The 11,404-nt window shown below is 39.9% G+C and carries 15 protein-coding genes and 2 pseudogenes; 7 read left to right on the plus strand and 10 right to left on the minus strand.

Annotated features, from left to right (window positions below; all coding sequences use genetic code 11):
* Positions 1–109 precede the first annotated feature (109 nt).
* Positions 110–520, minus strand: a complete 411-nt coding sequence (locus F8S12_RS36265) for a hypothetical protein (RefSeq protein WP_196521178.1) — start codon at positions 518–520, stop codon at positions 110–112.
* A 219-nt stretch (positions 521–739) separates the two neighbouring features.
* On the opposite strand from F8S12_RS36265, the gene F8S12_RS36270 reads away from it, so the two are divergent.
* Complete coding sequence (locus F8S12_RS36270; RefSeq protein ID WP_190882069.1) at positions 740–1,060, plus strand: hypothetical protein; 321 nt, start codon at positions 740–742, stop codon at positions 1,058–1,060.
* 77 nt (positions 1,061–1,137) lie between these two features.
* On the opposite strand, the pseudogene F8S12_RS36275 reads toward F8S12_RS36270, so the two are convergent.
* Positions 1,138–1,491, minus strand: a pseudogene (locus F8S12_RS36275) (AAA family ATPase); the annotation flags it as partial.
* Between the two features lie 135 nt (positions 1,492–1,626).
* Between F8S12_RS36275 and F8S12_RS36280 the strand changes: the two are divergent.
* Positions 1,627–1,857 carry a hypothetical protein gene (locus F8S12_RS36280; protein WP_196521179.1) on the plus strand — a complete coding sequence of 77 codons (231 nt, stop codon included), beginning with the start codon at positions 1,627–1,629 and terminating at the stop codon, positions 1,855–1,857.
* 323 nt (positions 1,858–2,180) lie between these two features.
* Here F8S12_RS36280 and F8S12_RS36285 read toward each other — a convergent pair whose 3' ends face one another.
* Entirely contained in the window at positions 2,181–3,380 is a 1,200-nt protein-coding gene (locus tag F8S12_RS36285; protein WP_196521180.1) for an NACHT C-terminal helical domain 2-containing protein, read from the minus strand.
* Between the two features lie 232 nt (positions 3,381–3,612).
* Positions 3,613–3,798: a hypothetical protein gene (locus tag F8S12_RS36290; RefSeq protein WP_196521181.1), complete on the minus strand. Its 186-nt coding sequence runs from the start codon at positions 3,796–3,798 to the stop codon at positions 3,613–3,615.
* A 72-nt stretch (positions 3,799–3,870) separates the two neighbouring features.
* Between F8S12_RS36290 and F8S12_RS41865 the strand changes: the two genes are divergently transcribed.
* Complete coding sequence (locus F8S12_RS41865; protein ID WP_269144870.1) at positions 3,871–3,999, plus strand: hypothetical protein; 129 nt, start codon at positions 3,871–3,873, stop codon at positions 3,997–3,999.
* A gap of 51 nt (positions 4,000–4,050) precedes the next feature.
* Here the strand turns inward: F8S12_RS41865 and F8S12_RS36295 are convergent, their stop codons facing one another.
* Complete coding sequence (locus F8S12_RS36295) at positions 4,051–4,410, minus strand: transposase family protein (protein WP_196521225.1); 360 nt, start codon at positions 4,408–4,410, stop codon at positions 4,051–4,053.
* Between the two features lie 371 nt (positions 4,411–4,781).
* Between F8S12_RS36295 and F8S12_RS36300 the strand changes: the two are divergent.
* The 3 genes and pseudogenes from F8S12_RS36300 to F8S12_RS36305 all read left to right on the plus strand — a co-directional run bounded on the left by F8S12_RS36300 (position 4,782) and on the right by F8S12_RS36305 (position 5,986).
* Positions 4,782–5,719: pseudogene (locus tag F8S12_RS36300) on the plus strand (IS110 family transposase).
* Positions 5,689–5,805 carry a DUF6888 family protein gene (locus F8S12_RS42565; protein WP_442946850.1) on the plus strand — a complete coding sequence of 39 codons (117 nt, stop codon included), beginning with the start codon at positions 5,689–5,691 and terminating at the stop codon, positions 5,803–5,805. Before F8S12_RS36300 ends, F8S12_RS42565 begins: the two are co-directional and overlap by 31 nt.
* Complete coding sequence (locus F8S12_RS36305) at positions 5,798–5,986, plus strand: DUF6887 family protein (protein WP_196521182.1); 189 nt, start codon at positions 5,798–5,800, stop codon at positions 5,984–5,986. The genes F8S12_RS42565 and F8S12_RS36305 overlap by 8 nt, the downstream gene beginning before the upstream one ends.
* 108 nt (positions 5,987–6,094) lie before the next feature.
* On the opposite strand, the gene F8S12_RS36310 is transcribed toward F8S12_RS36305, so the two are convergent.
* The 3 genes from F8S12_RS36310 to F8S12_RS36320 form a co-directional block, all read right to left on the minus strand.
* Positions 6,095–6,613 (minus strand): hypothetical protein, encoded by a 519-nt coding sequence (locus F8S12_RS36310; protein ID WP_230968518.1) that lies wholly within the window; start codon positions 6,611–6,613, stop codon positions 6,095–6,097.
* A 529-nt stretch (positions 6,614–7,142) separates the two neighbouring features.
* On the minus strand, positions 7,143–8,477 hold the full coding sequence (locus tag F8S12_RS36315) for an O-antigen ligase family protein (protein WP_196521183.1): 1,335 nt from the start codon (positions 8,475–8,477) through the stop codon (positions 7,143–7,145).
* Entirely contained in the window at positions 8,459–9,301 is an 843-nt protein-coding gene (locus F8S12_RS36320) for a YaaW family protein (RefSeq protein WP_196521184.1), read from the minus strand. The genes F8S12_RS36315 and F8S12_RS36320 overlap by 19 nt, the downstream gene beginning before the upstream one ends.
* Before the next feature lie 169 nt (positions 9,302–9,470).
* Between F8S12_RS36320 and F8S12_RS36325 the strand changes: the two genes are divergently transcribed.
* Positions 9,471–10,316, plus strand: a complete 846-nt coding sequence (locus F8S12_RS36325; protein ID WP_196521185.1) for an SIMPL domain-containing protein — start codon at positions 9,471–9,473, stop codon at positions 10,314–10,316.
* 97 nt (positions 10,317–10,413) lie between these two features.
* Here F8S12_RS36325 and F8S12_RS36330 read toward each other — a convergent pair whose 3' ends face one another.
* Positions 10,414–10,782 carry an aspartyl protease gene (locus F8S12_RS36330; RefSeq protein WP_196521186.1) on the minus strand — a complete coding sequence of 123 codons (369 nt, stop codon included), beginning with the start codon at positions 10,780–10,782 and terminating at the stop codon, positions 10,414–10,416.
* A complete protein-coding gene (locus tag F8S12_RS36335) occupies positions 10,779–11,096 on the minus strand; it encodes a hypothetical protein (protein WP_196521187.1) in 318 nt (105 codons plus the stop codon). The genes F8S12_RS36330 and F8S12_RS36335 overlap by 4 nt, the downstream gene beginning before the upstream one ends.
* Between the last annotated feature and the right edge of the window lie 308 nt (positions 11,097–11,404).

An 11,404-nucleotide genomic window follows, 5' to 3' on the forward strand; every position in this document is an offset into this window, starting at 1 on the left:
TGAATATTGATTTGTTGTCTTGTCCGTTCTTTGTATTGCTCCATGAATTGCCACTCCCAAAATGATCGTCAGCAGCAGCATATTCAATGCTGCCGCTAATCCCAAAAATTTACTCGGCTGCATTTGCCAAGCTAATACCGAAAATCCCTTCAACGAGTTCGTTACCGACTTGACGAAAGGATTCTACATCAGCTTCTTCCTCCATCGCTTTAGAGACAAACTTGCTCACCACGTCCTTGGGGGCATTGCGAATCGTTGATAACAACTGGTCTGCTTTATCAGTTGTGTAAGCATCAATCCCGACGTTGAGAACATCTTCCAAGGATTGAATTTCTTGGTTTGAAACCTGAGATGCGTGAGCGATCGCTCCTTGTAATGGGGGAGTAGTTTTGCAGCGTGGGGAGTTTTTACCTAACTTGCCGTTGCCATTTTTAGACTTGCTATTGGTAGCCAGTTTCCCGGACGCAAGCCTAAGCTCAAGAATCTGAGTAGCGATCGCTTGGGCTTGTTGATCGGTCAATTGGTCGATGTCAGCATCAACTTGGGCGCAGAGGTTAGCGACTTCATCATCAGTGGCTTCTATATTATAGGGTTGAAGAAATTGCTGAATTTTTCCACATATGCTTCCATTTATATAACTAATGGTGTTATTTTAGCATCCATTTATTCGATTAAGCATTAAAATTAGAGGATAGGACGCTAAAAAGTATAATTATGGAATCTAATTGGCATCATAAATATGGCAGATAAACGCGATCGAAGATTTTCCGTTAACCTTCCTTTAGTTAAGGAGATACGCCTGATTCTATGGGGACACACCAGAGGAGTAAGCAAAACTCGTATGGCAGAAGCAATTTTGATTGATCGGGTTTCCAGCGATGGGAATTGGCGAGAAGTTTGTCAGGACTTGAAACAAGAAGCAGCGATCAATCACTCTACGGTTAGTGAATTAATTGCAGACATACTCAAAAATAATGGATTGAAAGATGTGTTAGATATCGAAACGGTTGACTGGGAAACATTTTTAGTAGACGAATCAGCAATACCTACGGAGGAATAATACAAATGGCTATGGAAAAATACCCTTTAGACTGGCTCAAAACCTCATGTGAGCAAGTCTACTGCCGTACCATAGCAGGTTTCCAGTTCTGCCCCTGAAAACTTTGTGGTGTTCGCGGCGATCGCTTCGAGGTACGTAAGCAAAGTTCCAAGAATCCTTTGACTAACACCTGAAGTATCGCCCTGACCTGAAAGTGCTTTTTCGACCTCATCAATAAACAAGACACAAGGTGCGATCTCGGATGCTGTTTTCAGTGCACGTTTAACATTACCTTCGGACTCGCCAACTAATGAACCTAGCATTGAGGCAATGTCGAGTTGCAGAAGTGGTAGGTTAAGTATATTAGCGATGTTTTTGGCGCAGTGACTTTTACCTGTTCCGGGTGGGCCAGCCAGCAGCACACCTTTAGGTTGTGGCAGATGAAGCGATCGCTCCCCGCCAAGAGCGCGATCGCCTGAACTAGCCCTTCTGCGAAGGATAGCCACGTCTAACTTAGAGAATTTTCAAAAGTTAGGCAAGAGTAGCCTTATAGTGGCATTCGTGAGATTTATCACTAAATAAAGAATTTGAAGCTATCTAAAACCGATATAAATGTAATTGCAGAGATTTACACCGAATCTTACAACTGGGAGCTAACAGGTGCTAACTGTTGGTGGGGCAAAAGTGTTGAAAGATTAGACCCTGATGAAATCCGTCTTACCCTTCATCTCGACTGGGACGAGAACGAGTTCATTTTTTTTGAAGCCCAACACCCGGACTTGAGCCGATTTCCTTGGACAACCGAAGCCGCTTATTAATAAACCAGTTAAGCTAAACAGCTAATGTGCTTTTTGAAGTTATTGGAGCTATTAATGACTCAAATGAGACAGTGTTAAATGACGCTGTAAATATACTTTTTCAAGTCATTGGAGCTATTAGTGTTTTTGTGTAATTTATAGCCAGTCGTAAAGCGGTGTATCAAGGTTAATTAAGTCTAAATATTCAAGCGACCTGTAGTAAACAATTGATATCCCCCAACAAAACAAGCCATTGAAAGGTAAAACTGCCATAAACTTGTAGGGTTGAGGACAGCGCGGCTACTAAAAAATGAGAACTATTCCTATATCTAGCGCCACCCAATTTAGACATCGTTGCTTTGAGTAGGTAAAAATAAAGTTTTTTCAATCTCCTGTTTTTCTTCAATAGCTAATTGACTCTTATTTATACACTCCATGAGTAATAAATTTTTGTCATAATATTGCTTCAATAATTCCTTTTGATATTTGCTTAATACTAAATCATAACCAATTACCTGTTTTATTCTATCAAGCCAATTTTGACCATGAGCTTGCCGCCATTCAGTAAATCTTAATTGTTCTGTTTTTGGATTAGGTAATTCTATTTTTAATTCTTGCAAAGCTTCCTTAAGTTTAGGTTCAATATCCAATATCAATATTGATGCAATGATATTAGCTGGATCAAAAGTAGGGTTAAATTTAAAAGAAAGTTCAAGTCCAAGATTATTTACACGATTAAAGCTATCAAAAAAGGTACGAACTTGGCTATTAATATTTTCATTAGGGTTAGAATTCCGAACAAAGCCAAGAATGAATATACGCATGAGAGCTAGATAAAAAGCTTTAACTTGTGTATATTTATAGTTAGGGCTAACTAAAGATGATTTCTTATCTATCCAAGATAATAGACTCTGCAATTTGTCATCTTGTGCAACTAAAGCATCCGCTTCTTCCTTCATCTGCTTTATAAGTTTAAGTGATTCATCGATACTGAGTGAACTAATAGCTTGTAAATAGTCTACTGACGGATCTTCTAAGATTTGATTGGATTGGAGGAAATCATTAACACTAGATTTGATGAAGTAATTGATTAACCATTCGCTAGCTAGAGACAAAATCCTATCGTAATGTAAATATATAGCTCCAAATAAAGCTTCAAACATCTCACCAAAAAGCTCTGTTTGTTTATTTTCATCCTGGAAACGTTCACTTCCTCCCAATAAACATAAAGATTTCAGACTCAACTGTTTTGCAAACTTGTAGCAGTTTTTTCTACTTACAACATGGCTTTTTCTATTAGTAATTTCCTCTTGATTAAAACCTGGATATTCTTGATATAGATAGTCAATTACAACAGTACCTAAAATAGCATCACCCAAAATTGCCAATCTTCTATAATTGCGCTCCTGTTTATCTTGCTGCTGTCGATTATTGGAATTTTCATAAATTTGTGAAGGATGAGTTAAGGCAATTTCAAGTAGATCTATTCTTTTGAAGTTGGGGATACAGATTGCTTGTTGAACTGCTTCAATATTTATACTCATGTTTTTAGTACTCTAACTTTTACTGATATTTGTAAACATTGTATTGCCTGGGTTTACTGCTTCATCCCAGTGGAGTTAGTCTTGTGTGACTTAATCTTGAAATAGGTTAACTATACTTACCCCTCAAGAATTTAAGTCAATTCACGACGGCTGCGATTTTCTTCTGACCTGAATCCCCTTAGTTTATTCAACACAAGGTCTTGTTTTAAGTTTTCCCTCAGCAGTAACTTTTCTAACACAAAAACTCCCAAACCGAATTTTCAGATCCCAAACCGAATTTTTGCGCCAGATTTCCCACCAACACGCCACTGATCACTGCAACAAGCCACACCAACAGGGCTTTCGGTAATCTTGGGATAATCAATCGATTTGGGAGACGATAGACTAACCTCATAAGAGCGATCGCTACTTTCGCCATCCCCAGATTTCCTCACTCAGCACCCCATTACCAGCAACCATGTTCTGTGATCCATTAGACTTATCCGAAAATATGAAATGCTTACTATACAATGGTTTTAGCGATTTTGATGGCAAGCGATGCCTACGGCGGCAAGCTACGCAAGCGCTTGGTGGACGCAACAATAAGGCTTTAGGGGAATTAATCGAGCTAATTTATTAGTTAGCAAGGAAAAGATAGAAAGAATAAAAATTTATTCTCTCCCCGATAAACTCAATTATTAACAGATAAAAACCATGAGCAATTAAGTCGCAATCTGACAAGTCCACATACTGCCATTATTACCTGATTATAGCGATGACGAGATAAACGAAATTTCTCACTCGCTACTCGAAATATTTTCACTCGACATATCATGTGTTCGACACCAATTCTCCGTGAAGATAATCGTTTATTCTGTTCTTTTTGTAGTTGTGAAATCTCTGATTTTTTTGGTTTTTTATATGGTGTAGTAATTGCATTATCTCCAATATAAGCTTTGTCACCAATAAACTTTTGTTCAACATTGAATTTATGTCGTGTTTCTCGAAATAAACCGATATCGCTTGTTTTACCTAATTTGCCAACATATATAGCAGTCCTAAATCATTTGTGAAAATTCTATATCTCTTTCTTCTTTCTTCCCTTTGTGTCCTTGGCGTTCTTGGCGGTTCGTTTCCTTATTTATATTTTTCACGACTCATTTAGGATTGCTATACATCAACAATATCTTCTTCCTTTGAGTTAATTAGAGAAAGTGCAGCGTTCAAGACGAATTGCGCCCCTGAATTGTGGCGTTTTCAAGTTCATGCGCGGCACTTCTCTAATTAATCTTCCCCGAATGCGTTTACTCCTGAATCGCGCCCCTAAGCGTGTGGGGCGTTAGGGTGATTCGTGCGCTATTAAGTTCGGGTAAACCAACGGATGCCAGTCCGTGAAAACCACCATTTAAGCATCGCAGAACCATGACAATAGAATTAACAATTCTTGGAATTGATGTTAGCAAATCGAGTATAACCACTCACATTTTAACACAATACCCCAAGGGCGGATTACAAGCATATTGGAATAAAACAAGAAATAAATCATCAAGTTTATATCCGGCTTTTTACTCCAATCCTGATGCTAAGAAGAAACAAAAATCAGCTTTTGACTTTGCAGATTATCTAGCAGAAATCAAGCCAGATTACGCAATTCTTGAACCAACTGGAAACCACTACTCAAGACTGTGGGCATCCATCCTCAATAAATTGGAAATCAAAATTCTCTGGGTTGGTCATGTGGAACTGCGCCGTTATCGCGGAGGTAAAAATCTCCCGAATAAAAGTGACCCGGCTGACGCTTTAGCAATGGCCGCTTACGGTCACGATCCAGATCATCGGCTAGAAACTGGAGAGATTAACCTGAGATATTTTCTCATGCATCGGCCAGAACCGATTGATGAACTCCGTGATCTGTGCCAGCAACTCGAACACCTTAACCGTGTGCAATCGCCAATTGTAAATTATGCTAGGCAGCTTCTCGCTTGGCAGTTTCCAGAAGTTGCTCACACTAAGAGCGTTTCCACTGCGGGATTTTTACCCCCTCTGTGGGGATGGTTAGCTAAAAGGCTCGAAATTTCCCCCGCCGGGAAAACTCGAATCGAAAATCGCTATAAAATATCCATTGGCAGTACGTTTTAACTGGTGTAGAAACTGGAAGGCTACCAGAGAACGAACTGACCAAGGAACTGATTAACTACCGCGACTCACTCAAAGCTAACGTCAGTGAACAGGGTGAAAAGCTGCTAGGTGGTAAACACATCCAGGGAAAGCTTATGAGTAAGGTAGTTAACCTACTGTTCCACCAATTGTGTAAAGTGATTCTCGTAAAATGTATCTCCCGGTTTACCTACTTACCTTAGATGAGCGAACAGATAACATCGTAGTAATAGCAGGTGAAGAGACAGTTGTAGTAATTAATCCAGAAGGAGAGGTTGATTATGAATAAGCCTAACTTTAGAGAAATGACACACAAGCAATTGCGAGATTATGTCTTACAAAATCGTGGCGATACCGAAGCAATTCATGCCCTAGCATTACACGTTCAGTCTAATGGCAAACGTCTCAATTCAGTAGATGAACTACAACAAGTTATCCAAGAAAAACGCCGTCAAGGTTTAGAGCCATAGCTAAAAATCACATCTTAAGCTCACTCTGAAAGGAATTAGAGCAGGCTTTTGTCCATGTGCTGTATTCTTTTTTAAAACTAGTATTACTTTTCCAAATTCCTCAGTTATTCAGAACAGTATTGGCTCACCAGAGACGATATGGGAATTTTTAGATGTCTGCAACTTAGTTTGAACACTATCAATGATTGCCAGCCAATCAGCATCTTTATTCCATTCATAGTCAATCCGGGTTTTAGTCGCCGCGTCATAGAGGTTACAAAAAACCACATTCTCTTCTCCAGCAGTTGCAGCGATAACCAGGGGCTTGGAAAAGTCCTGAACTAGCGATACAGCTAAAAGGAAACTTTTAGCAAAGTTTGTTTCTATTCCAGTCCTAACAATATAAATCTCATCTGCTCTAACAACGATGTCTAACTTAAGGTTGTCTCTTTCCTTAAATTCTTTCGTCGTTAATTTAAGTTTGGATATATACCCAGTCAGCCCTGTTTGTTGCACAGGAATAGTTATTTTATTATTATTGTCGTAGTTATACCACAGATAGGATTTGCCGGTTAATTCTCCTTTTTTTACGTACAAATATATAGGTTCTGGCGGGTTACAAAGACCTAGTTTAATTTCAGCAATCATGTTCTATGTTCCTTGATGAAAGATAAAAACTTTTCAGCGATTCGGTCAAATTCAATACTTTTTTAAATTGTGCTTATACCAATTCAATTAATGATTGCAACACATCCTTGGGTAAAGATGTGATGAATCGCGTCTCTACAGATGATCTATTTGTCGCATTCTTTTTTCAAATTGTTATTAACTGAAGAAAAATAATAAATATACAAAAGGGCATCTACGAGAGATGCCCGTCATGCAGGAAAACCCCAAAGGATTGTCCCTACACCTTCCCAACAATCAGCAACTGTAACTAATTAAGTATTAGTTACATTCACATAGTAATCTTATTAACTTATAACTCTAAATGTACCCAGTGTATACACTGAAAAAGAACTAATGGTTATTCCAATACGGTTCGGTTAAGGCAAGAGACGCGATCAATCGCCGTCTCTACAAAGGATTAATTCTTGTAAAGACGGCGATTTATCACGTCTTTGTGATCTCAAGAAACCTTATCCGAAGCGTATTAATGGTTATTCTCAACGCCTAACTAATTTTGATCAGATGTAAGCCTGTCTTGTTGGTTATGGCGGTGTGCTACTCCACAAAGGGCAGCCAAAATTAACCATGAGAGCGTATTTAAACGAAAATCGAATAGAGTTACATCTACTGTATTGAGTAGAATCCACCCAACAAAGGCTAGAAGATAACTAAAAAATATTAATCTGTCTTCCGTATTTATATATTTTGACTTTCGCAGTAATTGGATGCCTGTAATCAAAATCCAACTGAGTAAGCCACAAAATAAAAAAGTACTTGGAAAACCAGTTTCGGCAGATAACATTAAAAATAAGTTGTGGGGATGACCCAAGGGAATTTGCATCTGCGCTTTATAGAGTCCACTAAAACTGCGTAAGCCCCAGCCAGTCCAGGGATGCTGCTGAGTTAAAGACCAGGCAAACTCCCACTGAGTTTTTCGCATTAAAGCGACTGGTCTATCTGGATACATATCGTCATTTAACCTTGCCCAAAAGAAAGCAGGAACGTACTGACGAAAAAATTGAGCGACTGGCGAAGGAGCAAAAGCTGCCAAAAGTATGCTAGCGACGATCGCAGCGACCCCACCTACAAGAATACGCCAACCTTGGTAGAGTGCATAAGCTAAACAGACAAAAATAGCGATCGCCCACCCATTACGCGAACTGGTGAAAATTAAGGCGATAAAATTTGTAATCACCGCCACAGTTAGGAAGATAAGGGAGAGATTGGCGGAAAATGCCTCTTGACTCTTGACTCTTAATTGCTGATAGTTTTCCAGCCACAACCCTACACCAAGGATGAAAACTATCACTAGATAAGCTGCAAAGGTGTTAGCGTGCAAGAAGAGTGAGGCTATGCGCCCTGGTGGATTTCCTCCTGGTGCGATCGCCCAATCTAAAACAATCCACAAAAACTGAAACTTCAAACTCCAGCCCAAAAATAACTGCCCCAAGCCGATAATCACCACCGGCATGGAACTGATCACCACAATCCAAGACATTTGCCGCAATTGGGTAAATGTTTTAATCAGAGTGCTATGGGCAGCAAAAACTAAAAAGAATGGTAATAAATTAAATAAGCCGAGGAAAGCTGCTATTTTGTCCTGAGCAAATCCAGCAGTTATGATTAGCAACACACTCAAAAGGGCAAATCCCCGGTTGAGGGGGCGGCGGCTAATTTTGCGGTATTGTTTCACCCAAGTTATTAATGAGACAAAACCTATAGTCACCGCCCCCAACAAAGGACTCAATGGGAAGATTAACAGTGCCCATAAAGAGTAGTTCCAAGAGGATTGCCAACGAGACTTGAAATAGTAAAAAACCTTGTTCAAGCTGGCTCCCAACATTCATCACGAGTGAGGCGAATTTGAGCTAAGGTGAAGATGGTAGGGATGATTCGACTATAGTTAGTAGCGATCGCTCTCCACCCCAAGTCCGCAAAAAACCAAGTCCACATCATCGGCCCAATAACGGCAAACATACTGCGGGCTGCCCCATAACGAGCTGCGCTCAAAGTCATACCCCGCCGCGCCATTTGCATCACTACATAGCTTTGAAGTTGCGTTGTAGCTGCTTGTGAGCCTTTAATTGCCGATTGTTTCGCTACTTCATAGGTAGCAAAGTGGATGGCAAATTGACGGGCAATTTGCTTAAGCACGAGTGGCTGGAGCATGGAAGTAACAGCGATCGCACTACCGCCTTTGAAAAGTAACCCCAAGGGATCACGTTGCAATAAAAGTGGTAGCGGTTGTTTTAATTCTGATTTGACAAGCTGATGCTGCACCCGTACAGTCAATTTTTGCTTTTCCTGTTCAGGCAAGTTTTTCCACACTTGTCCCAGCAGATGCAAAAATACTTCTGCTTCTAAATCAATGGTTGGTAGCTGATTAGAATAGGGGATTTTTAGATACTTACATACTTGAACTAACGCTTGTCGGTAAGTTACCTGCTCTGTGCGTCCCCGCAATACCGTCATCCCATCTGCCGCCAAAAAGCGAAAGCGTCCTTCTAGTGAGTCTAGCCAAGCTTTGCGGTCTTGGCTTTGCACTTCGATGGGTTCGGGTGTCTGTACATAATCTAGGGGATTAAACTTACGACTAAATAAAATTGCCGTTAAATCTTGCAATTCTTCTTCGGTCGCTAACTCTAGCGCCGCTCTCATCTCATCCAATTTCCCTTCCTCCCTTCTGTGCAGCTTTTCTGTACCTTATTCTACTATTAGCCATTTTGTCCTTGATGATACATCCTTTGTCATTTGATTTCTGTAACCTATTTCCTTCTTCAGTTTTAGTTAATTATTAGGATGAAGGATTAAGTATATCGCTCTTGAGGTGTAAACTTTGACAATTACTAAGTTCAAAGAACATTCCCAGGACATGAGAAAAATAACTGCTCTAATGCTAAGTATTACCGTGACTATCGGGGTAGAAGCTTTAACACCCAAAGTCACAAATGCCCAATTATTTTACCCGCCAGCAAGCGATCGCCATTCATTAATGGTAATCGGTCAAGGGGTAGTGAGAGTGCCAGCAGATACAGCCGATATTGAGTTGGTATTCAGTAGCGAAGGTAGCAAAAATGAGTTAGAAACGCAACCATCAGCCTTCCCAGAAGCGCGCCGTTTATCCTCGCTAACTCTACTCTTAAATGACAAAATAGCTGTAGAATCAAAATCACTAACTAAAGCAATCCTTCAGCCTGTGGTGAATAGCCTAGTTGCCAAAGGAATTAGTGCTGATAAAATTCAGGTACAAATTAACAATAATTCCACTGAAAATAACGCCAAAATATTGGTGAGATTAGAAAAACCAACACGCGATCGCGTCCAGGAAATTGTTGCTACTGCAAACAAGTCCACGAGCAAAATTGAAAACCTTTCCATCAAGAACGTAGGCGTTGAGTACGCAGTAAATGACTGTCAGGCTTTGCAGAGTTCAGTTTATCAATCAGCTATGAAAGACGCTCAAAGTCGCGCTCAAGCTTTAGCAATTCCTATGGGTGTTAAACTTGGTACTCCTTCTGTAGCTGAACCATTTTACACATTATTATATCCCTCATGTAGTTCCAAAACTGGAGTTCCTTTACCGTCTTTTGCTAGTTTTTTATTATCACCAACTTATAATCCAGATGCCCCGGCGGAAGTAGAGATGAAAAAGGATATTTTTGTGACGTATACAACGAAATAAGCATTTATATGAAGGGTGGTCGCACTTTTCATATCAAAGAGTATGGAAATAATCACTAATAATACTCCTTTGATTTAGGAGCGATCGCTTTTTATATTTATCCTAGCGTCAATACTCCTGCTGCAAAATTTACAGCCAGTGGCAACATTTTTAACCATTGTAAACCCAGCAGAGGTTCGCGAATTCCTAAAGATGCCACAACAGGAATTATGTACTCTTGTTGATCAAGTACAAGTATTCCCTGATAGATGTCAAATAATTCCTCACCTCGTGCCATCTGCATCGTGCGATTACGTTCAATCAAATCCCATCCTAAACTTTCAGCATCTTGGGTATCAAGTACCAACAGGCCTGTAGTAAACCCTGTATCTAATAAAACATCTAAAGAAAACTTTCCTCCATCAGTTGCAATAAGCTCTATTTCAAAAATTAGCTCACCAATTTCACCGAAACTACCTGAAATCATATCCTGTCGCAGACTCCTGTCTCGTTGAGACGGAAAGTTACAAGCCAGCCGCTAGGATACTTTTGATGTGCTTTTTCTTCAGCAACTTCTATATCTCGATCAATAAAATAGTTACCACTATTTGGCTCAATAGTAATGAACCAATTGTAGTATTTATCTATCAATTGGGGACAAATTTGATCAAAATAACTACGAGCTTTTTTGCCACGAGCATCTTTTTCAGCTTTTCGTCTGGCCAGTTCTTCTGGTGATATTGTGTATTCTGGGAATAGCCTACCCCGACAACGCGAGCGGGTTGGTTTTGTTTCAGTCATATTTTGTTTTACTTATTCTGTTTTTTCATTCTATCAATCTATAAAAAAGTAAAATATTCACTGGAGTCTAGACAAGACTCACTAACGACGGGAACCGCCAGATGCTCTTAGTGTCTTCCCTTCTCTACGAGACGGGAGAAGACTGCAACCCCCTCACTGCTTTGCTTCTCGTTTATACACCTTTTCTATTTGAAGTAACGCAAAACAGCCCCAGATGATCTGAGGCTGTTTTGCAAGGTTGTTTGACGAAGGAGTACATCAACAAGTGACGCTCCGTGTTAGATATAGATAATTCAGTATACATCCCT

The sequence above is a fragment of the Nostoc sp. WHI genome (genome assembly GCF_015714725.1).
Taxonomy (GTDB): domain Bacteria; phylum Cyanobacteriota; class Cyanobacteriia; order Cyanobacteriales; family Nostocaceae; genus Nostoc.